This window comes from Pantoea sp. SGAir0215 (assembly GCF_043543215.1).
Window position 1 is genome coordinate 2,929,150 of record NZ_CP028031.1, and the last position, 26,628, is coordinate 2,955,777.

The following is a 26,628-nucleotide window of genomic DNA, read 5'->3' on the forward strand; positions in this document are numbered from 1 at the left end:
TTAACCCGGTTCTTTCAAGGAGTGTACATGTCTATCACGGCAAGATCGTTATACCGTGACACAGGAAATTTTTTTCGTCATCAACTGATTACCCTGGTGCTGATGTCACTGTTGACCGCGTTTGTCACAGTGATGCTTTTACATGCCTTCACACCGGGTGACGATCAAATGGCGATCCTGCAGCAAGGCGATATCAGCAGTGCCTCGCTGTTTGAAATGGTGCAGAGCATGTCACCCGAACAGCAGCAGGTTCTGCTGCGTGCGTCTGCTGCGGGTACTTTTGCAGGCCTTGTCGGCAATACGCTGCTGTTGGGCGGTATGCTGTGCCTGATTCCGCTGGTATCGTCTGGCCAGCGCGTGAGCGCGCTGCGTGCCATTGGTACTTCCGCGCCTTTATTACCGAAACTGCTGCTGCTGACCTTTTTGATCACCCTGGTCGCCCAACTGGGTTTTATGGTTCTGGTGGTGCCTGGCGTGCTGCTTACCATCGTGCTCTCGTTGTCGCCAATCATTCTGGCAAATGAAAAACTGGGCGTTATCGCCGCTATGCGCGCCAGCATGCGCATGGCCTGGAAAAACGTCAGACTGATTGCGCCAGCCATTATTCTGTGGCTGCTGGCAAAACTGGCAGTGATGTTTTTCTTTACCTCGTTAGTGGTGCTGCCGATGAACGTGTCGACGGTGATTTTCACCGCTATCGGGAATCTGATTTCAACCCTGTTAGTAATTTACCTGTATCGGCTTTATATGCTGTTACGTTGATTGTCCGTGCGCCTTCGGGCGCACTGGCCGGGAATACCGCCTTAACTGGAATGACTATGAAGCAGTTACTCGACTTTCTTCCCCTTGTGGTTTTCTTTATTTTTTATAAGTTGTACGACATCTTCATCGCCTCAGGAGCCCTGGTTGTCGCGACCGGCCTGGCGCTGGTGGCAAGCTGGGTGCTCTATCGCAAGCTTGAAAAAATGACCATTTTTACGTTTGTGCTGGTGGCGGTGTTTGGCACGCTCACCCTGGTTTTCCATAATGATGAATTTATTAAATGGAAAGTCACGGTGATCTACAGCCTGTTTGCGCTGGCGTTACTGTTCAGCCAGTGGTTTATGAAACAGCCGTTAATTCAGACCATGTTGGGAAAAGAACTGGAGTTACCCAACACCGTATGGCGCAATCTGAATATTGCCTGGGCCCTCTTCTTTTTATTGTGTGGTCTGGCGAATATCTATGTGGCATTTTGGTTACCTCAGTCAGTCTGGGTTAACTTTAAAGTGTTTGGGCTGACCGGCCTGACGCTGCTCTTTACCTTACTGAGTGGGCTCTATATCTGGCGTAAGATGCCGCAACAACAGCAAAAATAAACCTGCTGCCCGTCTGTGCGGGCAGCCTTTCTTTCATTACATAAGAAAACAACGCAATGGACGAAAAACATAAATTGCCCCAGGGCGAAATGGTCATGCGGACGCTCGCGATGCCTGCGGATACTAACGCAAACGGCGACATCTTCGGTGGCTGGTTAATGTCGCAAATGGATATGGGCGGTGCCATTCTGGCAAAAGAAATCGCCGAGGGCCGTGTCGTCACCGTCAGAGTGGATGGCATGACCTTTTTAAAACCCGTCGCGGTCGGCGATGTTGTCAGTTGCTACGCACAGTGCATTCGCACAGGCAACAGCTCAATGACGATCAATGTGCAGGTATGGATTAAGAAAGTGTCGTCTGAGCCTATTGGTCAGACCTATTGCGCAACCGAAGCGGTCTTTATTTATGTTGCGGTGGACAATGAAGGCCATCCCCGTCAGCTGCCTGCGGGACGGGATAATCAGTCAGCCCCTGCCTGAGTGCGGTTCAGCCTGACATCGCAGACAGGCTGAATCTGAACCGGACCCGGGCGGGTCCGGGCCCGCTTAGCCGACTTCACGTTGCTGAAACGCCTCACAAGCCTTATTCAAGGCTGGCCCCGCCGTTAATTTTAAACACAATATTCATCGTCAGACCGGTACCGGGCTTACCGCTCTGATAGCGCCACGAACGCATGGCCTGTTTGACGCTGCGCTCAAACATGTTGCGCGGTTCCGCAGACAGAATATCGATGTTGTCGACCCGTCCGTCACTGTCCACATCAAATTTCACTCTGACACGGCCTTCTACTCGCAGGGCCGCCGCGCGTGGCGGATAGGCTGGCTTGCTGATATTCAGCGCTTTTGGGCCGGTTGAGGCCGTCTGCGCAGGTGTCGCTGACGGTGTGGCTTTCGGCGCTGTCGCAGGCTTAGTCTGTGTTGCAGGCGCATCCTGCTTAAAGGGGTTGGCCTGGGGCTTCGCTTCCTCACGCGGTTTTACTTCGCGTTTTGGCTGTGTATGTTTGGGCTGGTGCCGCGGTCTGGGTTTTGGCTCAGGTTTGGGTTCCGGTTTGGGAATCGGCACTGGCTCAGCTTTAGGCGGTTCCGGAGCGGGTTTCGGCTCGGCCACAGGCTCAGGGGCTGGCTGGGGGTCCGGTTGCGGTGTCGGTTGTGTGATTGCGGGTTCAGGCTGAACCTCGGGCGCGACCATTGTCACACTGATTGGCTGGGATGCTTTGGGCAGTTCTCGGGTTTGATGAAAAGACGCATAGAGAATACCGGCAATGACTGCACCATGGAGCACAACGGACAACATCATGGCGACAGGCGTGCGTTTCGGTAAAGGCATAGTCAGCGTGGTCATAACAATCGCAGTTATCAAATGAAGCCCTGATTTTAAATGCAAATAGCAATCAGTTTCAATAATCACCTTAGTGCCGGGCGAAAAAAGCCCCTTTAGCCCATTATGCTCAGCACGTTATTGACGCAAGGTTTCGTTTGCACTCTACTTAACTATCCCTTACCGTGTTGCAAAATTTATAGAGTCAATGGGAGCGCCCTAGTGCTTTACGTCATTTATGCTGAAGATAACGCCGATTCTCTGGAAAAACGCAACGCGGTGCGCCCCGCTCACCTTGCGCGTCTGAAGCTGCTGCATGAAGAAGGCCGTTTGATCGTTGCAGGCCCCATGCCTGCGGTTGACAGTAACGATCCTGGCGTAGCCGGTTTCACCGGCTCCACGGTGATTGCAGAGTTCCCGTCACTGGAAACGGCCCAGGCCTGGGCAGCGGACGATCCCTATATTGCGGCGGGTGTTTACAAACACGTCAGCGTCAAGCCGTTTAAGCGGGTTTTCTGAGCCCGCCGACAACACTGACGCTTCTACAGAGATAGTCTGAATGCATGCCATTATCATGGCCCTGCTGCTGGTCATCACCCTGCTTGTGGGTGGCGCGTTGTATCTGTGGCGAAAGCACGGCTGGCGAAACAAAAAGCACCTGATCGTCATGCTGATTGTACTGGCGGCAGCCGTCCAGTTGGTTAACGTCAACTTATTGATGACCGGACAGTAATTTAACAGCCGCTTCGCGCGGCTGCGTCATCAGAGATTTTGTGTGATAAACAGAATGGAACGACGTTGCTGTTGCGCCAGTTGATGGCGAATCCCGTGGATGCGTTTATAGCGGCGTGACTGCCCTTCCAGCCAGCGCGAACGTCGACGCTGCACCTGACGCAACATTCTCCAGCGGGCCACTTCGTTTCTGCTTCGTCTCATAACTTCCTCTCTGACATCTGACTCACGCGCACGCATTATAGAGATCTCTGCGCTAATGCCAAATCGGATCTCGCATTGACATACCACGATGATTAAGGGTTTCACTCCCTACCATCTCCACGTAAACTTCTCAGATTCAAGCGCGAACAGGATGTCCACTTAATGACGACGTTTTATACGCTTATCAGTTGGTTATTGGTATTTGGTTACTGGTTATTGATTGCAGGTATTACCCTGCGCATTCTGATGAAGCGACGAGCCGTAACCTCGGCAATGGCATGGCTGCTGATTATTTTTATTCTGCCACTGGTTGGCATTATTGCTTATCTGTCGTTTGGTGAATTGCATCTGGGTAAACGCCGGGCTGAACGCGCGCGAACGATGTGGCCCTCTACCGCCCGCTGGCTGAATGATCTTAAAAAGCGTACCGAAATCTTTGCCACCGATTACAGCGATGTCGCGCAGGCGTTATTTCAGTTGTGCAACAACCGTCAGGGCATCGCAGGGGTGAAAGGGAATCAGTTACAGCTGTTGACCAGTTCGGACGATGTAATGAAAGCCCTTATCAGGGATATTCAGCTGGCCCGGCACAATATTGAGATGGTGTTTTATATCTGGAATCCGGGGGGACTGGCGGATGAAGTCGCCGAATCCCTGATGGCCGCGTCGCGTCGCGGCGTTCACTGCCGCCTTATGCTGGATTCCGCAGGCAGCGTCGCCTTCTTCCGCAGCCCGTGGGTCGGGATGATGCGTAATGCGGGTATTGATGTGGTTGAGGCGCTACAGGTCAGCCTGCTGCGTGTCTTTCTGCGTCGTATGGATTTACGTCAGCATCGCAAAATGGTGCTGATTGATAACTATATTGCCTATACCGGCAGCATGAATCTGGTGGACCCGCGCTTTTTTAAACAGGACGCGGGCGTGGGTCAGTGGGTCGATCTGATGGCGCGTATGGAAGGGCCGGTATCAACCGCCATGGGGATCGTTTACAGCTGTGACTGGGAAATTGAGACCGGCAAGCGTATTCTGCCCCCACCGCCCGACCGCAATATTATGCCGTTCGAACAGGAAAGTGGTCATACCGTTCAGGTGATCGCTTCCGGTCCCGGTTTCCCCGAGGATTTAATTCATCAGGCGTTGCTTACGGCGGTCTACTCTGCCCGCGAACAGCTGATCATGACCACGCCTTATCTGGTGCCCAGTGACGATCTGCTGCATGCCATCTGCACGGCTGCGCTACGTGGCGTCAATGTGAGTCTGGTGGTTCCCCGGCACAACGACTCTTTGCTGGTAAGCTGGGCCAGCCGCTCGTTTTTTAGTGAGCTGCTTGAGGCCGGCGTTAAGATCTACCAGTTTGAAGATGGCCTGCTGCATACCAAAAGCGTGCTGGTCGATGGTCAGTTGAGTTTAGTGGGGACCGTAAATCTCGATATGCGCAGCTTATGGCTGAATTTCGAAATCACACTCGCCGTCGATGATGCCGGATTTGGCAGCGATTTGGCCTGCGTCCAGGACGACTATATTGCCCGTTCGCGTCTGCTTGACGCCAGACGGTGGGCAAAACGTGCCTGGTGGAAGCGGATTGTCGAACGACTGTTTTACTTCTTTAGTCCTTTACTGTAAAACGAGCGAAATTACGAACCGCCCTCAGATAAACGGGACCGAAAATGGATCTGAACAACCGCCTGACAGAAGACGAAACGCTGGAACAGGCCTACGACATTTTTCTTGAACTGGCAGGTGACAACCTTGATCCTGCAGACATTATTCTTTTCAATCTGCAGTTTGAAGAGCGTGGCGGCGCAGAACTGTTTGATCCGGGCGAAGACTGGCAGGAGCACGTGGACTTCGATTTGAACCCCGACTTTTTCTCTGAAGTGGTCATTGGTCTGGGCGAAGCAGACGGCGAACCTATTACCGATGTGTTTGCGCGCGTACTGCTGTGTCGGGAAAAAGATCACAAGCTGTGCCATATTTTATGGCGTGAGTAGTCCTCACCTCGTAACGAAAACGCCGGGCAACAGCCCGGCGTTTTGGTTTAAAGCGGATCCACCTTCAGGCAGGACACCGCATGGCGAAAGCTGCCTTCGAGCAGCGGCCGCGTTTTGGCGCATTCCGGTCCGGCAATCGGGCAGCGGGTGCGGAAAACGCACCCGGATGGCGGATTGATCGGCGACGGTAACTCCCCTTCCAGCAACTGAATCTGCTTATTTTTTTCCAGATCCGGATCGGGAATCGGTACGGCTGACATCAGCGCTTTGGTATAAGGATGCTGCGGATGGGTATACACCTCATCGTAGGTGCCCAGCTCCACCGCGTGGCCCAGATACATCACCAGTACGCGATCCGAGATGTGCTTCACCACCGCCAGGTCGTGGGCGATAAAGATCAGCGACAGCCCCATTTCTCGCTGCAGTTGCTGTAGCAGGTTGACCACCTGCGCCTGAATGGACACATCCAGTGCAGAGACCGGTTCATCACAGATGATCAGTTTAGGCTCAAGAATCAATGCACGCGCAATGCCGATACGCTGACACTGACCGCCTGAAAACTCGTGCGGATACCGGTTAATCAGGTTAGGCAACAAGCCCACTTTCATCATCATCGTTTTGACGCGATCTTTGATGTCCTGGCGAGAAAGCTCAGGGTGATAGGTGCGTAAGGGCTCGGCGATAATATCGCCGATGGTCATGCGCGGGTTAAGCGAGGCCAGCGGATCCTGAAATATCATCTGGATATCGCTACGCGCCTTACGCCACTCTTCCTCACTCTGCCCCAGCAGGTTACGGCCAAGCCAGGTGACACGGCCTTCCGTGGCTTTTACTAACCCGATAATCGCTCGTGCCAGCGTGGATTTACCGCAGCCGGATTCGCCCACCACACCCAGCGTTTCTCCTTCGTACAGACGCAGACTGACGCCATCCACGGCCTTCAGCGTTTTTGGCGGCTGCCAGAACCACTGCTTGTCATCCTTGATGTCGAAATGAACTTTCAGATCGGCAATTTCGAGTAGGACTTTTTTTTCTGCCAGGCTCATACGAGTTCCTCCACCGGCTTAAAGCAGGCGCGTAAGCGCCCTTCTGCAAACGGTAACAGCGGCGGTGCTTTGGAACAGATATCCATGGCATGCGGACAGCGCGGCTGGAACGGACAACCCTGCGGCAGACGCAGCAGGTTTGGTGGATTACCCGGAATGGTGGTCAGGCTTTCACCTTCTGCATCCAGTCTTGGCACCGCATTCAGGAGACCAATCGAGTAGGGGTGAGCCGGCTGATAAAACACATCGCGCGCGCGACCGTATTCCATGGTGCGGCCGGCATACATCACCAGCACTTTATCGCAGATCCCGGCCACAACGCCCAGATCGTGGGTAATCATGATGATCGCCGTATTGAACTCGCGCTTCAGCTCATTCAGCAGCGTCATAATCTGCGCCTGCACCGTAACATCCAGTGCGGTCGTCGGTTCATCCGCAATCAGCAGCTTAGGCCGGCACAGGAGCGCCATCGCGATCATCACGCGCTGACGCATCCCGCCCGAAAACTCATGTGGGTACATCTTCATGCGTTTGCGGGCTTCAGGCATTTTTACCGCGTCCAGCATTTTCACCGACTCTTCAAAGGCCTGAGCGCTGCTCATGCCTTTGTGCAGTTTCAGCACTTCCATTAACTGTTCGCCGACCCGCATATACGGATTCAGTGATGTCATGGGATCCTGAAAAATCATCGCGATTTGTTCAGCGCGCAGCCGGTTTAACTGTTTTTCCGGCAGATTAAGAATCTCTTTACCGTTGAACAACGCAGAGCCGCCAATGCGGCCATTGCTGGCCAGCAGGCCCATCAGCGCAAACGCGGTTTGCGATTTACCCGAGCCTGACTCACCGACAATGCCCAGGGTTTCCCCGGCACGCAGTGAGAAATTGAGATCGTTCACGGCGGTGACATCACCGTCATGGGTGCCGAACGTAACACGTAAGTCTTTCACTTCAAGCAACAGGTCGCTTCCCGCGCGTGCAGCCTGAGCAGGCTGAAATTCATGAATAGTCATCGGGAAACTCCTTAACGATCTTTGGGGTCGAGGGCATCACGCAGGCCATCGCCAATAAAGTTAAAACAGAACAGCGTGACCACCAGGAAAATGGCCGGGAACAGCAACAGCCACGGCGAAACTTCCATGGAGTTAGCCCCATCGCTCAACAGCGCGCCCCAGCTACTCAGCGGCTCCTGGGTGCCCAGGCCGAGAAAGCTCAGGAATGATTCGAACAGAATCATGCTGGGCACCAGCAGCGAGGCGTAAACCACCACCACGCCCAGTACGTTAGGCACGATATGGCGCGTCACGATTTTCCAGGTCGAAACGCCGCCGACATGCGCCGCTTCAATAAACTCTTTGCGCTTCAGGCTCAGAGTTTGTCCACGCACGATACGCGCCATGTCCAGCCACGACACCATACCGATAGCAGCAAAAATCAGCAGGATGTTACGGCCAAAGAAGGTGACCAACAGAATGACGAAAAACATAAACGGGAAGGAGTTAAGGATTTCCAGAATACGCATCATCACGGAGTCGGTTTTTCCACCAAGGTAACCGGCAATGGAACCGTAGAGCGTTCCCACCACCACGGCGATCAGCGCGGCGGCAATGCCCACCATTAACGAAATACGACCGCCAATGGCGACGCGCACCAGCAGATCACGCCCCGATGAGTCGGTCCCAAACCAGTGTCCGGACGTGGTATCTGGCGGGGATGACATCATTCCCCAGTCGGTATCGAAATAGGAGAACGGTGACAACATGGGCGCGAAAATTACAAACAGCGTGATTAACATCAGCACCATCAGGCTGATTAACGCGGCCCGGTTATGAATAAAACGGCGACGGGCATCCTGCCACAGGCTACGCCCTTCGACTTCCAGTTTTTCACTGAATGCATCAAGAGCTTCGCTATTTTTCTTACTTAACATCATGGCGAACTCCAGAATCAGTAGCGAATTTTCGGGTCGATAACGGCATAGAGCACATCAACGATCGCGTTAAACAGAATGGTCAACAGCCCCACCAGAATCGTCAGGCTCAGTACCAGCGAGTAGTCACGGTTAAGCGCGCCGTTGACAAACAGCTGACCGATACCGGGCAGTCCGTAAATAGATTCAATCACCATAGAGCCAGTAATAATGCCCACAAATGCCGGTCCCATATAGGAAATAACCGGCAACAGTGCTGGCTTGAGCGCGTGACGTAAAACGATACGACGTAACGGCAACCCTTTGGCTCGCGCGGTACGGATAAAGTTGGAATGCATCACCTCAATCATCGAGCCACGAGTGATACGCGCGATACTGGCAATGTAAGCCAGGGATAACGCCACCATCGGCAGCAGCATATAGTTCCACTGTCCACCGTTCCAGCCGCCACCCGGCAGCCATTTCAGCGTAATGGCGAAAATCAGGACTAACAGCGGGGCAACCACAAAACTCGGTATGACCACGCCGGTCATTGCCACCCCCATGACGACGTAATCCCACAGGGTGTTTTGCTTCAGCGCGGCGATAACCCCTGCCGTCACGCCCAGTACCACGGCCAGGATAAAGGCAGCCAGGCCCAGTTTGGCCGACACCGGAAAGGCATGACCAACCAGGTAGTTTACCGAATAGTCTTTATATTTAAACGAGGGGCCAAAGTCGCCATGGGCCAGTTGAATCAGGTAATCAACATATTGCTTGCCAATGGGATCGTTGAGGTGATATTTCGCCTCGATATTCGCCATCACCTCTGGCGACAGCGTACGCTCACCCGTGAACGGACTGCCGGGGGCCAGTCGCATCATAAAGAAGGAGATAGTAATAAGGACGAAAAGCGTCGGGATGGCTTCAAGTAACCGACGCAAAATGAATTTTAACATTGCCGTACCTACCAGGCTGGTGCTTCACATTGCATTAAAAAATACAGGCGGCGCTCATGGCGCCGCCGCTGTTCTTGGTGTTCTGTTAGTGCTTAATGATGTACAGGTTTCTGTCTGCGACGTTATCCAGCGGATCTTTACCGGTATAACCACCGACATACGGTTTCACCAGACGGGTGTTCACGTAGTAGTACAATGGCACGATGGCAGAGTCTTTATCCAGCTGCTGCTCAGCTTTTTCATAGTCAGCCGACCGGGCTTTATCATCGGTCGTGGCCAGGGCATCTTTCATCAGCTTGTCGAAGGCCGGGCTCTTGTAGTGCGCGGTGTTGTTACTGCTGTCAGACAGCATGGTATTCAGGAACGACGTCGGTTCGTTATAGTCTGCACACCAGCCTGCACGTGCAACGTCGAAGTTGCCCTGATGACGCGTATCCAGGAAGGTTTTCCACTCCTGGTTCTCCAGCTTCACTTTCACACCCAGATTTTTGGCCCAAATCGACGAGGCGGCAATGGCCAGTTTTTTATGCAGGTCGGAGGTGTTGTACAGGAGCGTAAACGTTAACGGTTTGTCTGCCGTGTAACCGGCTTCAGCCAGCAGCTTTTTGGCTTCAGCATTACGTTTTTCCTGTGACCAGGTAAACCACTCTGGCTTCACCAGCTCCATACCATCTGTTGCTGGTGGCGTGTAGCTGTAGGCTGGCTTCTGGCCCTGCGCCAGCACTTTATCCACGATAATGTCGCGGTCGATACCCAGTTTCAATGCGGCACGTACGCGCGGATCGGTGAAAGGCTCTTTCTGGTTATTAATTTCGTAATAGTAGGTGCACAGATAAGGGTCAACATGCAGCTCTTTACCGTTGTCACGCTGTAATTTTTTGAACAGCTCAATCGGCAGATTGTTATAGGTCATGTCACTGCCGTTATCAGAGAAGTAACGGTTAACATCACTGACTTCTGACGAAATGGGCAGGAAGGTGACTTTGTTCAGAACGGTATGCGCGTTATCCCAGTAATCAGGGTTGCGCACAACGGTAATACGTTCGTTAATGACGTGAGATTCCAGCTTAAAGGCACCGTTGCTGACGATATTTTCAGGCTGGGTCCACTTATCACCGAATTTCTCAATAACCGCTTTGTTTACCGGCGACATTGAGGAGTGAATCAGTAATTTATAGAAATACGGAACCGGCTCGCTCAGGGTCACTTGCAGCGTATGATCGTCAAGCGCCTTCACACCCAAATCTGTTGGCGGTTTCTTACCGGCGATAATATCGTCAACGTTGGCCAGGTGACCGTATTGCAGATAGCTGGCATAAGGAGACGCGGTTTTCGGATCGGCCAGACGCTGCCAGCTGTAAACGAAATCCTGAGCAGTCACCGGCTCACCGTTTGACCATTTGGCATTTTTGCGCAGATGGAAGGTCCAGACTTTAAAGTCTTTATTATCCCAGCTCTCTGCCACGCCAGGAATCGGATGGCCGTTGGTATCGCTGATCACCAGTCCTTCAAACAGGTCACGGCTGACGTTCGATTCCGGTACGCCTTCAATTTTGTGCGGATCCAGCGACTGAACCTCGCTACCGTTTCCTTTTACCAGCTCTTGCTTCGCGGCCAGCTCAACCCCGGCAGGAACCGTGGCGGCGATAACGCTGTTGGCTGTGAGCGCACTCATCGCTGCAAAGACGCTGGCAGCAATCAGGGTTTTCTTCGTGATGTTGTTCATTCTTAACTCCAGTTTTTTTATTTTCACCGAGGGTGTTTGCGACCTCAGTGTTCCCCGTATTCGGGCCCCGGTGTTTTCACCTGGGGAGCATTGACCCTGTAGCGTGGTCAGCACGGTAACGCCCTTCCCGGCTGTGCCGCCGGATAAGCGCGTTATCAGTGTTGTTTAATGAAATAATATTTCAGATCTGTCATGTCCTGCGGATCGTGGCCGGTGAACCCGCCAACCCAGGGTTTAACCAGCCTCACGCTGACGCGGTAGTAAACTGGCACAATTGCCGAGTCTTTGTCGAGTTGTGTTTCAGCCTGCTGATACAATGCCGCGCGGTCAGCATCCTTTGTGACGCTTAGCGTGTCTGCCATCAGCCGATCAAAGGCCGCACTACGATAAAACGCGGTATTGGTCGACGACTGACTCAGGAACATATTCAGGAAAGTAGAGGGCTCGTTATAATCCGCGCACCATGTGGCCCGCACCACGTCATACTGTGCCTGATGACGCGTTTCCAGCAGCGTTTTCCATTCCTGATTTTGTAAGGTGACCTGCGCCCCGAGGTTGCGCTGCCACATTGACGCTGCAGCAATCGCCTGGGTTTTATTTTGATCGGAGGTGTTATAGAGCAGCGTAAAACGCAAAGGATTTTTACTGTCGAAACCCGCTTCCGCCAGCAGTTTCTTTGCCGCCTCATTGCGCTGCGACTGGGACCAGGTCATCCATTCCGGTGTGGCTAACGCCGCCCCATTGGTATAGGGCGGTGTAAAACTGTAAGCCGGAATCTGGCCCTGTCCCATAATCTTTTTGGCGATAATGTCGCGGTCCAGCGTCATCTTTATAGCCGAGCGCACGCGCGCATCAGTAAAAGGCGGCTTTTTGTTGTTGATTTCATAATAAAACGTACACAACAAGGGGCTGACTTTGACTTCGTCGCCGATGTCCTTACGCAGCTTCGCGAACATATTGGGCGGGATGGCGCTGTTGGTCATATCCAGGCCACCGCTGCGATAGCGGTTGATGTCGCTGTTCTCAGAACTGATCGGCAGAAACGTCCCCTGCTCAATCACGGTTTGCGCGTTGTTCCAGTAAAGCGGATTGCGCTTCAGGACAATTTTTTCGTTGACGACCCAGTCACTTAAGGTATAAGCACCATTACCAACATAATGCCCGGGTTGAGTCCATGCCTCGCCCCACTTCTGGATAGCGGGCGCATACACGGGTTTCATGGCCGTATGCGCCAGCATGGCAATCAGATAGGGAACGGGCTCTGTTAAAGTGACCTGTAAATGGTGATCGTCAATCGCTTTTACGCCCAGTTGGTCTGGTGCCGCTTTACCCGCAATGATCTCGTCGGCATTGGCAATATGCGCCGCCTGCAGATAACTGGTGTAAGGAGATGCAGTTTTCGGATCGGCCAGGCGTCGCCAGCTGTAAACAAAATCGTTAGCCGTTACCGGTTCGCCATTGCTCCATTTTGCATCGTTGCGCAGCGTGAAGGTCCAGATTTTTCCTTGCTGATTTTCCCAGCTCTCAGCCACACCGGGGACAACCTTACCGTTATTATCTGTATTAACCAGCCCGTCCAGCAGATTCAGGATAATATTGGATTCCGGCACACCTTCCGTCTTATGCGGGTCAAGCGAGGCCACTTCGGAGCCATTGTTAATGACAATTTGCTGCTGTGGCGATAAGGTCACGCCGGCGGGTACGCTGGCCGCACAGACGGGTAAAGCAGTCATCACACCTAGTGCCAGACAAGACCAATATTGCTGAGCGTTCATTTACCACACCTTGTTGACCTGCCCGTTTTTATTCTGCAATCCCGTCTGCATCAAGAAAAAAATCTTGCTATTTCGACCTTCGGGAAAACATGCTCAATGCGCCGAAAATTAGCAGAAGCTGAATGACGGCGCCAAAACTAAATAGTTAAAATGTTATCTGTTTCTCTTTTATCATGAGATTTTTCCCAGTGGAAGTGTTAATTTTTAGCCTAAAAATACATTAACCTACTGAATTATAAAAATATTCATAGATTTGATGCTATTCTAACCAGAATATTACATTCACCGATTTTGACTGCGTTGTTGTAGCGTCATTCTTTCCCGATGTGCCATTTAAAAAGGCATTAATGGGCCTTTACCAGCATTAATCATGCCAACATGCATCGTCAAAGCAGAATATAAGGTGAGATTGATGACAGGAAGGCCAGGCGCGTACTATCGGGACGCGCACTGAGTATTAGGGAAAGTGATAACCCGGAGAGGATATACAGCGGTGCAAATAATTGCCCGTTTAGAGTGCAATATTGTGTCGTATTGCACTCTTTTGATGCCTGTCTTTTTATGCTTGTTAAAATAAGTGGGTATTCAGCTTACCAGCCCTGGAAAAATCGCTTTAATGCCTGTTACCACAAATTCGATGCCCAGCGCCATTAACAGCAGCCCCATGATACGGGTGATGACGTTGATGCCCGTTTGCCCCAGTACTCTGACCATAATAGGGGCGGCACGAAACAGTAACCAACAACTGAAGGCAAAAATGGCCACTGCCACGGTAAATCCCAGCAGATTTAACCAACTGTGATAGCGCGTACTCCAGACGATAGTTGAGCTGATTGCGCCGGGCCCGGCCATCAGCGGTAAAGCCAGCGGAACAACGCCAATACTTTCGCGAATCGCGGTTTCTGTTTTTTCCTGCTTGTTTTGTTTATCTTCGCCCAGCTTTCCGCTGATCATCGACATCGCTATCGTGACAACCAGAATGCCCCCGGCAATACGGAAAGAATCAATTGAGATGCCAAACACATGCAGAATGGCATCCCCTAAAAACAGCGACGTCCAGAGAATAATGGCCACAGCAAGGTTTGCGGTGAGATTCGTTTTATTACGTTCTGCCACGCCCTGATAACGCGTCATGCTGATAAACACCGGAATGATGCCAATGGGATTCACCAGTGCAAACAGGCCTACGAAAAACTTGATATAGCCAGAAAGATCTAACAGCGCAGGATTCACGGTTCACTCCACATCCCAGATGAAAAACGCGCCTAATGTAAGGTAAAAACGCCGCGCACGCCAGTTGAAGCGAGAGTTATTTATTCTGTTAATTTACTTACAGTTTAGGGCGTTAAACCAGCCATTCCACAATGGCTGGCAGATGTTACTTTTGTTACCGCTTTTAACCTCATCGCCCTCCCCCTCATGAACCGCAGGCTGAAAGGTGTCAGCTGTGGTTTAAATTGATTTGGATCATCATTGCTGTCCCCTAAACCCGATACTCTTTTGTTGTCAGCCACGATACCACCGGAGAAAAAGAATTCTTTTAGTAAACAACTGAAAAACCGCACTTTCATGCTCCGTGATTGAGCGGTTTTTACCCTGGCTATACTTTCCGTTCAGGCTTGTTTCCTAAAAAAGTTTAACTTCCTCAGGAGATCACAATGGCCGTTACTAATGTCGCTGAACTCAATGCACTGGTTGAACGGGTAAAAAAAGCCCAGCAAGCGTTCGCCAGTTTTTCTCAACAACAAGTCGATGCTATTTTCCGCGCAGCCGCACTGGCCGCTGCTGATGCCCGTATTCCCTTAGCGAAGATGGCGGTCGCAGAATCGGGCATGGGCATTGTCGAAGACAAAGTCATCAAAAATCATTTTGCGTCCGAATATATTTATAACGCCTATAAGGATGATAAAACCTGCGGCGTACTGGAAACCGATGATACCTTTGGCACCATTACGATTGCCGAACCCATCGGCCTGATTTGTGGGATCGTCCCGACCACCAACCCCACCTCTACCGCCATCTTCAAAGCCCTGATCAGCCTTAAAACCCGCAACGGTATTATCTTCTCGCCGCATCCTCGCGCCAAAGATGCCACCAATAAAGCCGCCGATATTGTGCTGCAGGCCGCGATTGATGCTGGCGCCCCTAAAGACATTATCGGCTGGATCGATGCGCCCTCTGTTGAGCTGTCGAATCAGCTGATGCACCACCCGGACATCAATCTGATTCTTGCCACAGGTGGACCGGGCATGGTGAAAGCCGCTTACAGTTCCGGCAAACCGGCTATTGGTGTCGGTGCCGGGAATACACCTGTCGTGATTGATGAAACGGCAGATGTTAAACGCGCGGTGGCGTCCATCCTGATGTCGAAAACGTTTGATAACGGGGTGATTTGTGCCTCAGAGCAGTCCGTTATTGTTGTCGATGCGATTTACGATGCCGTTCGGGCACGTTTCGCCAGTCATGGTGGCTACCTGCTGCAGGGCCATGAACTTCAGGCGGTTCAGAATATTATCCTGAAAAATGGCGGCCTCAACGCCGCGATTGTGGGCCAGCCCGCAGTAAAAATTGCTGAGATGGCGGGCATTACGGTACCAACCGATACCAAAATTCTGATTGGTGAAGTTGAACGGGTCGACGAATCCGAACCTTTTGCCCATGAAAAACTGTCGCCAACGCTGGCGATGTACCGGGCTAAAGATTACGAAGACGCCGTCAGTAAAGCGGAAAAACTGGTCGCCATGGGCGGCATTGGCCACACCTCCTGCCTGTACACGGATCAGGATAACCAGTCCGCACGTGTCCACTATTTTGGCGACAAAATGAAAACGGCCCGTATCCTGATTAATACCCCCGCTTCTCAGGGTGGGATTGGCGATTTATATAACTTCAAACTCGCGCCTTCGTTGACACTGGGTTGTGGCTCCTGGGGAGGTAACTCAATTTCCGAAAACGTCGGACCTAAGCATCTGATCAATAAGAAAACCGTCGCCAAGCGAGCTGAAAATATGTTGTGGCATAAACTTCCGAAATCTATCTATTTCCGTCGTGGGTCATTGCCTGTCGCCTTAGAAGAGGTCGCTACCGACGGCGCGAAACGTGCATTTGTTGTGACTGACCGCTTCCTGTTCAATAACGGCTATGCCGACCAGGTTACCCGCGTCCTGAAATCCCACGGTATTGAAACGGAAGTGTTCTTCGAGGTCGAAGCAGACCCAACACTGAGCATTGTTCGCAAAGGCGCAGAGCAAATGCACAGCTTTAAACCCGATGTGATCATTGCGCTGGGCGGCGGCTCGCCAATGGATGCGGCGAAAATCATGTGGGTGATGTATGAGCATCCCGAAACCCACTTCGAAGAGCTGGCATTACGCTTTATGGATATTCGTAAACGTATCTATAAGTTCCCGAAAATGGGCGTCAAAGCCCGCATGGTAGCCATCACCACTACCTCCGGCACCGGTTCAGAAGTGACCCCGTTTGCGGTGGTCACGGATGATGCCACCGGTCAAAAATATCCGCTGGCAGATTATGCACTGACTCCGGATATGGCCATTGTGGATGCGAACCTCGTAATGGATATGCCGCGTTCACTCTGCGCCTTTGGCGGTCTGGATGCGGTTACCCATGCACTGGAAGCCTATGTTTCCGTTCTGGCGAATGAGTATTCTGATGGTCAGGCTCTGCAGGCGCTTAAGTTGCTGAAAGAGAACCTGCCCGCCAGTTATGCCGAAGGCGCCAAAAATCCGGTTGCGCGTGAACGTGTGCACAATGCCGCCACCATTGCCGGTATTGCCTTTGCCAACGCCTTCCTCGGCGTATGTCACTCGATGGCCCATAAACTGGGTTCCGAGTTCCATATTCCCCACGGACTGGCTAACTCGCTGCTGATTTCCAACGTCATTCGTTATAACGCAAATGACAACCCGACCAAACAGACTGCATTCAGTCAGTATGATCGTCCACAGGCGCGTCGTCGCTATGCGGAAATCGCCGATCATCTTGGTTTGACCGCCACAGGCGATCGTACTGCTCAGAAAATTGAGAAACTGCTGGTCTGGCTGGATGAAATTAAAACGGAACTGGGTATTCCCGCCTCGATTCGTGAAGCTGGCGTGCAGGAAGCGGATTTTCAGGCAAAAGTGGACAAACTGGCTGAGGATGCGTTCGACGATCAGTGTACCGGTGCTAACCCACGTTATCCGTTAATTGCTGAACTGAAACAGATCATGCTGGACAGTTACTACGGCCGCAAATTTGTTGAGCCTTATGCCCAGGTTGAACAGCCGCTGAATCAACCCGTCAGCGATATCAAAGCCGCTAAAAAGGTCAAAAAAGCCTAATCAGGAACAAGCCCGTTAGCGCGGGTGCGCCATCCCCCTTGTGGCTCGGTCACAAGGGGGTTTTTTATGGCTGTTGAGGATAAGCAGGCTGTTTGCCCGCTGTCAGTGAATGTGCAATAGTGCAATCGCTACCACACACGAACAGACCGACTCCCAGGTCGCCATAAAGATAAAGAGACGAATGAGGTTCACCAGGAAAGACTTTTGCGACCACGTGAACCTGAGGTGAGGAACAGGATTACGCGACTGGCGTTTGCGCGCCGTGGATAGCCTGCAAACAGCCCTGCTCAATCGCTTTTTTATAGTGCTTACGGCACACCGAGATATAGCGCTCATTGCCGCCAATCACCACCTGCTCCCCTTCCCGGAAGGGTTTGCCTTCGCTGTCGAGACGCAGCACCATGCCCGCTTTACGTCCGCAATGACATACGGTTTTAAGCTCCACCAGTTTATCGGCCCAGGCCAGCAGATACTGGCTACCGGTAAACAATTCTCCCAGAAAGTCGGTTCTTAACCCATAACACAGCACCGGAATATCCAGATTATCCACCACGTCAGACAAGGCCTTCACCTGTTCCCGTGTCAGAAACTGACTTTCATCCACTAACACACAGTGTACGGGCTGGCGCGCATGCTCTTGTGCAATTTCCACATCCAGCTGGCTTTCGGCATTATAAAGAACGGCCGGTGATGACAAGCCAATGCGTGAACTGACTTTACCGGTACCAAAGCGATTATCAATCTCAGCGGTATAAACCAGGGTCCGCATACCGCGCTCCTGATAATTATAGGAAGACTGCAAAAGCGCGGTTGATTTACCCGCGTTCATTGCCGAATAGTAGAAATAGAGTTGAGCCATTGGCACGGTATCCCAGTGTGGATGAAACAAAATAAGTGCGATTTTACCATATCTGACCGGCAATGCCGTGTTGATTTTCAGCCCGTTACGTTCAGACGAGAGCCAGCGTCGGGTATTGCCTGTCCTGCAACGGCAGCGCATTATTTTTGACTATATGAATATTAAAGACAGTATAGCGTTAAGCTTTATTTTCATTGAACCGTGTCAGGGCTTTATAGGTTGCCGGTTAAACATCAACGTTTCATTGGTCCTTACATCGCGCTTTATCTGGCGGAATTTATAATTTAATAAATTCATCTTTGAACTTTTAAAGCTAAAAATTAATTTAATGTTGAAGTTATTTCCCCCCACCACTACTATTAGCGGGCAGAACAACTCTCCTATTCATTATTCAGAGATCAGGACAATGAGCGAAGCACTAAAAAATCTTAATAATATCCGCACGCTGCGTGCCCAGGCCAGAGAGTGTTCTTTGGAAACACTGGAAGAAATGCTGGAAAAGTTTGAAGTCGTAGTAAATGAACGTCGCGATGAAGCGTCACATTCTAAAGCAGAAACGGAAGAGCGTGCGCGTAAACTTGAGCAATATCGCGATATGCTTTTAGCGGATGGAATCGATCCCAATGAGTTATTCAACGCATTGTCAGAGTCCAAAACGTCTGGCAAAGCCAAACGTGCTGCCCGCCCTGCCAAATATCAGTTTGTTGATGAAAACGGGGAGACCAAAACCTGGACCGGTCAGGGACGTACACCAGCAGCAATCAAAAAAGCCATGGAACAACATGGTAAGCAGTTAGACGACTTTTTGCTGTAAATCCTGGCGTGCTTTAGGCTTTGCTGGCTTCATTTTAGCGACCTGATTACCAATACCAGAAAAAAAAGGAAGCGGTCGCTTCCTTTTTGTTTTTATACCGAATAAAAGTTTCGGTACCAGTCAACAAAACGTCTGACACCTTCATCCACGCCTGTTTGCGGTTTAAAGCCGACAGCGTTAAATAAATCGCTGGTATCTGCGCTGGTAGCTAACACGTCACCGGGTTGCATTGGCATCAGATTTTTATTTGCCGTTACACCTAATGCTTTTTCAATCGCTTCAATATAGCGAATCAGGCTCATCGGCTGACTATTGCCTAAATTGTAAATACGATACGGCGCTGAACTCGACGCGGCAGACCCGCTCTCTACTGTCCAACTTTCATCCGGCTGCGGAATACGATCCTGCAGACGAATAATGGCCTCGACAACATCATCGATATAGGTGAAATCGCGTTGCATTTTACCCTGGTTATAGACGTCAATTGCCTCACCCGCAATCATAGCCCGGGTAAATTTAAACAAGGCCATATCGGGGCGTCCCCAGGGACCGTATACAGTGAAGAAACGTAAACCGGTGGTGGGTAACTGATACAGATGCGAATAGGTGTGCGACATCAGCTCATTGGCTTTTTTGGTCGCGGCATACAATGACACCGGATGATCGACACTGTCTTCCGTAGAAAACGGCAGCTTACTGTTCAGTCCATAAACGGAGCTGGACGACGCATAGAGCAGATGTTCAACACGATGATGACGGCACCCTTCAAGAATATTCAGATGCCCAATAACATTGGCATCCACATACGCATGCGGGTTTTCAAGTGAATAGCGCACACCAGCCTGAGCGGCCAGGTGAATAACGCGCTGAAATTTGTGCTGTTCGAAAAGTGCTGCAATGGCCTGACGGTCGGCCAAATCGGTTTTAACAAACGTAAAAGATGGGTTGTCGCCGATCAAATCAAGACGGGCTTGTTTGAGGCTGACATCATAATAGTCATTCAGGTTGTCAATACCGACAACCTGGTGACCGGCGGCCAACAGGCGTTGGCTCACATGGAAGCCAATAAAGCCTGCTGCGCCGGTTACCAGAAAATTCATAAATCCCTCATTAATCACACAGCCTGGATGGACGCTCCGCGGCCAATAGCGTAATAAACGAAGCCGCGCTTGCTGAGACGCTCTGGATCATACAGGTTACGTCCATCAAAAATCACGGGTTGTTTCAGTGCATTTTTGATCACGTCGAAGTCAGGGGCACGGAAATTTTGCCACTCAGTGCAAATTACCAGGCCATCTGCGCCCTGTAACGCTGATTCTTTGGTGCCCATCAGCTTCAAATCGTCGCGGTGACCGTAGATGCGCTGTGCTTCATCCATCGCTTCCGGATCGAAAGCCTGTACAGACGCACCTGCTTCCCACAGCGCTTCCATCAATACACGGCTCGATGCTTCACGCATATCGTCGGTATTCGGTTTGAACGACAGTCCCCACAGCGCAAACGTCTTCCCTTTCAGATCGTCACCAAAATGACGTTTGATAAAGGCGGGCAGCTTAGTTTTCTGGCTGTCATTGACGTCTTCCACCGCTTTTAACAGACGTGGTGTATAGCCAATGGATTCCGCCGTACGAATGAGCGCCTGCACATCTTTCGGGAAACAGGAACCGCCATAACCGCAGCCAGGATAGATAAAGTGATAGCCGATACGTGAGTCAGAACCAATCCCCTGGCGCACTTTTTCGATATCCGCACCTAAACGTTCCGCGAGATTGGAAATTTCATTCATAAAGCTGATTTTGGTCGCCAGCATACAGTTGGCAGCGTATTTCGTCAGCTCTGCACTGCGGATATCCATCAGGATCATACGATCGTGGTTGCGGTTGAAGGGCTCATAGAGCTCACGCAACAGTTCCACGACAGCATCATTATCCGTGCCGACAACGATGCGCTCGGGACGCATACAGTCAGCAACCGCTGCCCCTTCTTTCAGGAACTCGGGGTTGGATACCACATCAAAGCTGATATTGGCATCACGCGCCTGCAGGGTTTCCGTCATGACCGCACGGACTCTGTCAGCCGTTCCAACCGGTACGGTAGATTTATCGATGACCACTTTATGATCGGTCATATGCTGAGCAATGGTGCGTGCCACGGCAGTAACATATTTCAGATCGGCCGAACCATCTTCATCAGGCGGTGTGCCTACGGCAATAAACTGCATCACGCCATGGTTAACGCCCAGTGCAGCATCGGTGCTGAACTTCAGGCGACCGGATTCATAGTTAGACTTAACCAGCGGCGTCAGGCCCGGTTCAAAAATAGGAATCTGACCCTTTTTGAGGTTCTCAACCTTTTTTTCATCGACATCAATACAGAGAACGTCATGTCCGACTTCGGCCAACACCGCAGCCTGAACCAGACCGACATAGCCGATACCAAATACAGTGACTTTCATTACGCTATCCTGTGTTTTAAATTTTTAATCGCTAACGGTTTTATTGAGCCACTCAGAGAACTCTTTGCCCAGCACCGGATGGCGAACACCATATTCGACGAAAGCCTGCATGTATCCCAGTTTGTTACCGCAGTCATGGCTGACCCCTTTCAGGTGGTAAGCTTCAACGGTCTCTTTTTCCATCAGCATGGCGATAGAATCCGTGAGCTGTACTTCACCGCCTGCACCTGGAGGCGTTTTTGCCAGCAGTGGCCAGATATCTGCGGACAGAACATAACGCCCCACCACAGCCAGATTAGAAGGCGCTTCAGACGCTTTTGGTTTCTCAACCACACCGACCATCGGTGCGCTGTCGCCCGGGTTCAGTTCTGCGCCCTTGCAGTCAACAACACCATAAGCGGTTACATCACTGACAGGCTCAACCATGATCTGGCTGCGGCCAGACTCTTCATAACGGCTCAGCATTTCTGCCAGGTTATCTTTGGTTGGGTTTGACTCATATTCGTCGATGATCACATCAGGCAGGATGACGGCAACAGGCTCATCGCCGACCAGCGGGTGCGCGCACATTACCGCGTGGCCCAGGCCTTTAGCGATGCCCTGACGGACCTGCATGATGGTCACGTGTGGAGGACAGATGGACTGAATTTCATCCAGCAGCTGACGCTTAACGCGTTTTTCCAGCATCGACTCCAGTTCGAAACTGGTATCAAAATGGTTTTCAATGGCGTTCTTAGACGAGTGGGTTACCAGCACAATTTCATTGATACCCGCAGCAATACACTCGTTAACGACATACTGAATTAACGGCTTATCAACCAGCGGTAACATTTCTTTTGGAATCGCTTTCGTCGCAGGAAGCATACGCGTACCCAAACCTGCTACCGGGATTACCGCTTTTTTAACTTTGGTCTTATAGGCAGACATCAAAATACCTCTCTTATAGGCCGTTCAAGTTTTAATGCTTGATATGTCGGTTTAAATTCGGAAATGAGTATATCAGTTACTCGCGAACGGATTTATCCTGGAAGGCATCTATCCGTAGAATTTAAGACTATTACCCAAGTGTAAAGCTAACTTCTGGCACTGTCTTGCGGGTAAGTATAAATTACCCTTCGGTGTTTATTGCTCAGACGATAACATCAGTCGTATACGGCCCCCGGCGCCCCAAATATGGCACTGCCAGTCGTCCGCACGCTGGCTAATCTGGTTAATATGCGTACTGCCCATAGTGCCAAGCGGAACGCCATTACTGAGTTGAATTTGATGGGCCTGAACATGTAAGGTGGCATTCAGGCCAGCAGAAACCAGCACCAGGTTTTTTAATCCGCGATGGTAGTACCCAACTAACAGAGGGAACTGTCCGGTTAAATTCGCCTGCCGTAGCAGCAGATTAACCTGTCTGAGTAAACTGCTTAACTCAGGTAATCGCTGTTTCTGTCCTGATAACTGTTCTTGTAATAATCCGTTAAACAGGGCGCGCAATAATAAAGCCGCCAGCACGCCATTGTCGCCCGCACGGGTGACATCGAGACAATAAAACGCCAAATCTTTGTCAGATAACGCCGCAATATCCAGCACCAGCCCGGGCTGCTCCGCCATGGTTAACTGGCGATAATTTACCCGACAATGGGCAATGCGTTGCTGGACCGGGGGCTGAAGTTCTTTCAGTAATTTTGCCGCAGCGGAAGGATCGCGCACCAATGCATCCCAGTCCTGAAACAGCTGTTCATCTTCCTCGACTTTCGAGGTAAACATCGACGGATAGAGGCATTCGTATACCGCTTCACGGAAACGTTCAAAATTCTTCAGGGGTTTTAGCAACACATCCTGTACGCCCAGACGTAAAACCTGCGCGATGTCGGACATATTTTCGGTCGCGGAAATTATCAGAATGGGCAGGGTATTGCCGTGGCTGCGCAGATGTTCGACAAACTGAATTCCGTTCATGCGCGGCATTTCCAGGTCACAAATCACCAGTTCGACGGCATGTTTATCCAGTTGCGCAATAGCTTCCAGACCATCTTCAGCCTCAACAGTGACGGCCCCCATTGATGTTAAAAACTGGTTTAAAAGCGAACGGAAAACGGCCTCATCTTCGACAATGAGTATCTTTTTGCCGATCAGTGGTTTTTCCATTCCATCCCCCTGCGTACCCGATAAATCAATAGTGGTTCATAAAACGCAGTTGCGCCTTTCAGAATAGACCGAAGTAACATCTGTGCGTGAACAACCAGATTATCTTCTACGGACCAGCGGTAATAATTCATCCATTTGTTTCTCAACGGCAACCTTCCCAGCCGCAATTGCTTCTTCTGCACGATGAAAATCCAACGTGGATATCTGTGGACAAAATGGCTGGATAAGCACATCAGGCGGATCGCCTGCCATCCTGTTTCGCTTCAGGCGATTTTCCAGCACCTGAATGGACGTGGCCATGATCTCCATGGCGCCCGGCATTTGCGAGGCCCGGCGCTGCGTAAAATTGACCAGACGCTGTCGCAGTTTCCCACGCCAGTCGAGATTGAGCGCCACAGCCGCCGCATGTTCTTCTGAACTCTGGGGCGTCAGCGCCATCGCATTCTGCGGCATCAGATGCGCGTCGTGCTGAAGATCGACAGCAATCACGACATCCGCCCCCAGCGCGCGCGTCAGGGAGATTGGCACCGGATTCACCACCGCACCATCCACCAGCCAATATCCATTGTAGCCGACAGGCGGTAATAAACCTGGCATACTGCAGGACGCGCGTACCGCCTGATGTAATTCACCCTCGGTCAGCCACAGCTCGCGACCGGTACTTAAATTGGTTGCCACCACACCAAACGGCTTTCCGCACGATTCAATCGCGTCGTGCGTAATGAGTTGCCGGACATGGTTGAATACCCGTTCTCCGCGTAACAGTCCGCCTCGCTGCCAGGACAGATCCATCAGACGGATGACATCCCAGTAGCTAAACGCACTCACCCACTTTTTCATGTGCGGGAGACGATGATTGACGTAAGCTGCGCCCACCAGTGCACCGATGGAACAGCCTGCCACGACATCAATGTTGATACCTGCGCTCTCCAACGCTTCGATAACGCCAATATGCGCCCATCCTTTGGCGGCACCGGAACCCAGAGCCAATCCAATTTTTTGCTTTCTCATCTTACTCGGGTCCTGGCGTCAATACATGGCATCACACGCGTGGGTCGGATAAAGTAAACGATATCATTAACAATCACTGTTATTAACAGGAGAATGTGTGTCCGAATCTTGCCCATGCTGTAGCGGCAAGCAGTATAGCCTATGTTGTCAGCCCTTTGTTAAAGGAACAGAAATTCCCTTATCAGCTGAACAACTTATGCGCTCCCGCTACTGCGCTTATGTCAAACAAGACGTCGATTACCTCGTCGCCACCTGGCATCCCACCAGCCGCGTTCCGGCGCTGGCTGACTTAGTGACTGAAAGTTTCGCGGGTACTGAATGGCTCAGCCTGAACATCACACGTTGTGATGAGGGGCGCCACAAAGACGAATCTTTCGTCACTTTTTTTGCACGTTTTGCTGAAAACGGTGTTAATCGGGCGATGTACGAGCGTTCACGCTTTCTTCGCGAGGACAGTCGCTGGTACTATGTCGACGGAATGACGCCCGCCATCGGGCGCAACGATCGCTGTCCATGTGGCGCCGACAAAAAATACAAAAAATGTTGCGGTTAAGGCAGTTGCCTGCGTAACGGTTTTACCCTTAATGCTTTGACAGGACTCTGATTGAGATGCAAGCGCAAACCATGCAAAGAAAAGTTTTACGAACCATTTGTCCCGATGCAAAAGGTCTGATCGCCAAAATCACCAATATTTGTTACAAGCACGAACTGAATATCGTGCAAAACAATGAGTTTGTTGATCATCGCACCGGGCGTTTTTTCATGCGCACAGAGCTGGAAGGGATTTTTAACGACAATACTTTACTGGCCGATCTCGACAGCGCCCTTCCTCAGGGCTCGGTACGTGAACTGCACAGCGCAGGCCGTCGCCGCGTCGTTATTCTGGTCACCAAAGAAGCCCACTGCCTGGGCGACCTGCTGATGAAGAGCGCGTTTGGCGGGCTGGATATGGAAATAGCCGCCGTCATCGGTAACCACGAAACGCTGCGCTCGCTGGTCGAGCGTTTTGATATTCCGTTTGTGTTGGTCAGTCATGAAGGGCTTTCGCGGGAAGAGCATGATAATAAGATGGCGGACGAAATTGATCGTTACCAGCCAGATTATGTGGTGCTTGCCAAATATATGCGCGTGCTGACGCCGGGCTTCGTCCAACGCTACCCGAATCAGATCATCAATATTCATCACTCGTTCCTGCCTGCCTTTATCGGCGCACGCCCTTATCACCAGGCTTATGAACGCGGCGTTAAAATCATTGGTGCGACGGCGCACTACGTTAATGACAACCTGGATGAGGGTCCGATCATTATGCAGGACGTCATCAACGTCGATCACAGCTATACAGCAGAAGAGATGATGCGTGCCGGACGTGATGTAGAAAAGAATGTGCTGAGCCGCGCGTTAGATAAAGTGCTGGGTCAGCGTGTGTTTGTTTACGGCAACCGCACGATTATTCTTTAACCGCCACGGGCGCTGGACTGGCTGACATTCCAGCGCTACGCGTAAAAAGTGGGCAAACGGTTCGTGATTTGCCTGAGTCCGCTTTACAGTCTGAATCCATTTGGTATGATGCGCCCCGCTTCAGAGCACAACAATTCAGTCCCTGGTGGGATTCCCGAGCGGCCAAAGGGAGCAGACTGTAAATCTGCCGTCACAGACTTCGAAGGTTCGAATCCTTCTCCCACCACCATCTGAATCTGCTGCCTGAGCCTACAAATCATCCCCGGTGGGATTCCCGAGCGGCCAAAGGGAGCAGACTGTAAATCTGCCGTCACAGACTTCGAAGGTTCGAATCCTTCTCCCACCACCATCTCGCATTTAGCAACTTCATTCCGACATGCAACTCAGTCAGCCTGTTCTGCGAGGAAAGGGATAAGACCTTTGTTCAGCGTTCGCGTCGGGCACCGCGAGACAACGCGCATTAGCGCGGCCCGTAGGGTAAGGCGCAACGCGCCGAATCATCCTTATCCACCCCTCTCTTCCCTTTAGCACGTCA

26 protein-coding genes, 2 tRNA genes and 1 other RNA gene are annotated in these 26,628 nt (G+C 51.4%); 14 read left to right on the top strand and 15 right to left on the bottom strand.

The genetic code is table 11. The annotated features are described in order from the left end of the window. Nucleotides 1–27: 27 nt before the first annotated feature. The 3 genes from C1N64_RS13695 to yciA are packed head-to-tail and all read left to right on the top strand — an operon-like array spanning nt 28 to nt 1,837. Complete coding sequence (locus tag C1N64_RS13695) at nt 28–762, top strand: YciC family protein (RefSeq protein ID WP_033741847.1); 735 nt, start codon at nt 28–30, stop codon at nt 760–762. Between the two features lie 56 nt (nt 763–818). Continuing rightward, nucleotides 819–1,358 carry a septation protein A gene (locus C1N64_RS13700; RefSeq protein WP_033741849.1) on the top strand — a complete coding sequence of 180 codons (540 nt, stop codon included), beginning with the start codon at nt 819–821 and terminating at the stop codon, nt 1,356–1,358. 56 nt (nt 1,359–1,414) lie between these two features. Then, the gene (yciA, locus tag C1N64_RS13705; protein WP_033741850.1) at nt 1,415–1,837 is read left to right on the top strand and encodes an acyl-CoA thioester hydrolase YciA; all 423 of its coding nucleotides are present in this window, start codon (nt 1,415–1,417) and stop codon (nt 1,835–1,837) included. 103 nt (nt 1,838–1,940) lie between these two features. On the opposite strand, the gene tonB is transcribed toward yciA, so the two are convergent. Then, on the bottom strand, nt 1,941–2,699 hold the full coding sequence (tonB, locus tag C1N64_RS13710; RefSeq protein ID WP_054633691.1) for a TonB system transport protein TonB: 759 nt from the start codon (nt 2,697–2,699) through the stop codon (nt 1,941–1,943). Nucleotides 2,700–2,897: 198 nt separating this feature from the next. Between tonB and C1N64_RS13715 the strand changes: the two genes are divergently transcribed. Then, complete coding sequence (locus tag C1N64_RS13715) at nt 2,898–3,194, top strand: YciI family protein (protein WP_006119366.1); 297 nt, start codon at nt 2,898–2,900, stop codon at nt 3,192–3,194. Nucleotides 3,195–3,234: 40 nt separating this feature from the next. Further along, nucleotides 3,235–3,408 carry a hypothetical protein gene (locus tag C1N64_RS13720; RefSeq protein ID WP_006119367.1) on the top strand — a complete coding sequence of 58 codons (174 nt, stop codon included), beginning with the start codon at nt 3,235–3,237 and terminating at the stop codon, nt 3,406–3,408. 29 nt (nt 3,409–3,437) lie between these two features. On the opposite strand, the gene C1N64_RS13725 is transcribed toward C1N64_RS13720, so the two are convergent. After that, nucleotides 3,438–3,611: a YciY family protein gene (locus C1N64_RS13725; RefSeq protein ID WP_006119368.1), complete on the bottom strand. Its 174-nt coding sequence runs from the start codon at nt 3,609–3,611 to the stop codon at nt 3,438–3,440. Between the two features lie 162 nt (nt 3,612–3,773). Between C1N64_RS13725 and cls the strand changes: the two genes are divergently transcribed. Continuing rightward, on the top strand, nt 3,774–5,234 hold the full coding sequence (cls, locus tag C1N64_RS13730; RefSeq protein WP_033741857.1) for a cardiolipin synthase: 1,461 nt from the start codon (nt 3,774–3,776) through the stop codon (nt 5,232–5,234). A 44-nt stretch (nt 5,235–5,278) separates the two neighbouring features. Then, on the top strand, nt 5,279–5,602 hold the full coding sequence (locus tag C1N64_RS13735) for an HI1450 family dsDNA-mimic protein (protein WP_006119371.1): 324 nt from the start codon (nt 5,279–5,281) through the stop codon (nt 5,600–5,602). 47 nt (nt 5,603–5,649) lie between these two features. On the opposite strand, the gene oppF is transcribed toward C1N64_RS13735, so the two are convergent. The 7 genes from oppF to C1N64_RS13770 all read right to left on the bottom strand — a co-directional run bounded on the left by oppF (nt 5,650) and on the right by C1N64_RS13770 (nt 14,247). After that, complete coding sequence (oppF, locus tag C1N64_RS13740; RefSeq protein WP_039343011.1) at nt 5,650–6,648, bottom strand: murein tripeptide/oligopeptide ABC transporter ATP binding protein OppF; 999 nt, start codon at nt 6,646–6,648, stop codon at nt 5,650–5,652. Beyond that, the gene (locus C1N64_RS13745; protein ID WP_006119374.1) at nt 6,645–7,658 is read right to left on the bottom strand and encodes an ABC transporter ATP-binding protein; all 1,014 of its coding nucleotides are present in this window, start codon (nt 7,656–7,658) and stop codon (nt 6,645–6,647) included. Before C1N64_RS13745 ends, oppF begins: the two co-directional genes overlap by 4 nt. A gap of 11 nt (nt 7,659–7,669) precedes the next feature. Beyond that, nucleotides 7,670–8,578: an oligopeptide ABC transporter permease OppC gene (gene oppC, locus C1N64_RS13750; RefSeq protein WP_133745256.1), complete on the bottom strand. Its 909-nt coding sequence runs from the start codon at nt 8,576–8,578 to the stop codon at nt 7,670–7,672. A gap of 14 nt (nt 8,579–8,592) precedes the next feature. Further along, entirely contained in the window at nt 8,593–9,513 is a 921-nt protein-coding gene (gene oppB / locus C1N64_RS13755) for an oligopeptide ABC transporter permease OppB (RefSeq protein ID WP_006119378.1), read from the bottom strand. Nucleotides 9,514–9,598: 85 nt separating this feature from the next. Beyond that, entirely contained in the window at nt 9,599–11,239 is a 1,641-nt protein-coding gene (gene oppA, locus C1N64_RS13760) for an oligopeptide ABC transporter substrate-binding protein OppA (protein WP_394514889.1), read from the bottom strand. Nucleotides 11,240–11,394: 155 nt separating this feature from the next. Continuing rightward, entirely contained in the window at nt 11,395–13,014 is a 1,620-nt protein-coding gene (locus C1N64_RS13765; RefSeq protein WP_375096325.1) for an ABC transporter substrate-binding protein, read from the bottom strand. 585 nt (nt 13,015–13,599) lie between these two features. Then, the gene (locus C1N64_RS13770) at nt 13,600–14,247 is read right to left on the bottom strand and encodes a YchE family NAAT transporter (RefSeq protein ID WP_006119393.1); all 648 of its coding nucleotides are present in this window, start codon (nt 14,245–14,247) and stop codon (nt 13,600–13,602) included. 425 nt (nt 14,248–14,672) lie between these two features. On the opposite strand from C1N64_RS13770, the gene adhE reads away from it, so the two are divergent. Beyond that, complete coding sequence (adhE, locus tag C1N64_RS13775) at nt 14,673–17,357, top strand: bifunctional acetaldehyde-CoA/alcohol dehydrogenase (RefSeq protein ID WP_394514890.1); 2,685 nt, start codon at nt 14,673–14,675, stop codon at nt 17,355–17,357. Between the two features lie 238 nt (nt 17,358–17,595). Here the strand turns inward: adhE and tdk are convergent, their stop codons facing one another. Next, entirely contained in the window at nt 17,596–18,216 is a 621-nt protein-coding gene (gene tdk, locus C1N64_RS13780; protein ID WP_006119396.1) for a thymidine kinase, read from the bottom strand. A gap of 406 nt (nt 18,217–18,622) precedes the next feature. On the opposite strand from tdk, the gene hns reads away from it, so the two are divergent. Beyond that, the gene (gene hns / locus C1N64_RS13785) at nt 18,623–19,030 is read left to right on the top strand and encodes a histone-like nucleoid-structuring protein H-NS (protein WP_033741865.1); all 408 of its coding nucleotides are present in this window, start codon (nt 18,623–18,625) and stop codon (nt 19,028–19,030) included. 92 nt (nt 19,031–19,122) lie between these two features. On the opposite strand, the gene C1N64_RS13790 is transcribed toward hns, so the two are convergent. The 5 genes from C1N64_RS13790 to rssA all read right to left on the bottom strand — a co-directional run bounded on the left by C1N64_RS13790 (nt 19,123) and on the right by rssA (nt 24,635). Then, nucleotides 19,123–20,130: an NAD-dependent epimerase gene (locus C1N64_RS13790; protein ID WP_006119398.1), complete on the bottom strand. Its 1,008-nt coding sequence runs from the start codon at nt 20,128–20,130 to the stop codon at nt 19,123–19,125. Nucleotides 20,131–20,144: 14 nt separating this feature from the next. Continuing rightward, nucleotides 20,145–21,485, bottom strand: coding sequence for a UDP-glucose dehydrogenase family protein (locus tag C1N64_RS13795; RefSeq protein ID WP_006119399.1), 1,341 nt, complete (start codon nt 21,483–21,485; stop codon nt 20,145–20,147). A 24-nt stretch (nt 21,486–21,509) separates the two neighbouring features. Next, a complete protein-coding gene (gene galU / locus C1N64_RS13800) occupies nt 21,510–22,412 on the bottom strand; it encodes a UTP--glucose-1-phosphate uridylyltransferase GalU (RefSeq protein WP_006119401.1) in 903 nt (300 codons plus the stop codon). 195 nt (nt 22,413–22,607) lie between these two features. Next, nucleotides 22,608–23,624: a two-component system response regulator RssB gene (rssB, locus tag C1N64_RS13805; RefSeq protein ID WP_006119402.1), complete on the bottom strand. Its 1,017-nt coding sequence runs from the start codon at nt 23,622–23,624 to the stop codon at nt 22,608–22,610. A gap of 99 nt (nt 23,625–23,723) precedes the next feature. After that, complete coding sequence (gene rssA / locus C1N64_RS13810; protein ID WP_039343037.1) at nt 23,724–24,635, bottom strand: patatin-like phospholipase RssA; 912 nt, start codon at nt 24,633–24,635, stop codon at nt 23,724–23,726. Between the two features lie 97 nt (nt 24,636–24,732). Here rssA and C1N64_RS13815 point away from each other — a divergent pair, with 97 nt between their 5' ends. The 5 genes from C1N64_RS13815 (at nt 24,733) to C1N64_RS13835 (ending at nt 26,610) form a co-directional block, all read left to right on the top strand. Next, complete coding sequence (locus tag C1N64_RS13815) at nt 24,733–25,188, top strand: YchJ family protein (RefSeq protein ID WP_006119404.1); 456 nt, start codon at nt 24,733–24,735, stop codon at nt 25,186–25,188. Between the two features lie 56 nt (nt 25,189–25,244). Next, nucleotides 25,245–26,093, top strand: a complete 849-nt coding sequence (gene purU / locus C1N64_RS13820; protein ID WP_006119405.1) for a formyltetrahydrofolate deformylase — start codon at nt 25,245–25,247, stop codon at nt 26,091–26,093. Nucleotides 26,094–26,237: 144 nt separating this feature from the next. Next, nucleotides 26,238–26,322: transfer RNA gene (locus C1N64_RS13825), tRNA-Tyr, on the top strand. A gap of 35 nt (nt 26,323–26,357) precedes the next feature. Then, a tRNA-Tyr gene (locus tag C1N64_RS13830) sits at nt 26,358–26,442 on the top strand. 41 nt (nt 26,443–26,483) lie between these two features. Further along, nucleotides 26,484–26,610: non-coding RNA, RtT sRNA (locus C1N64_RS13835), on the top strand. Nucleotides 26,611–26,628: the final 18 nt, after the last annotated feature.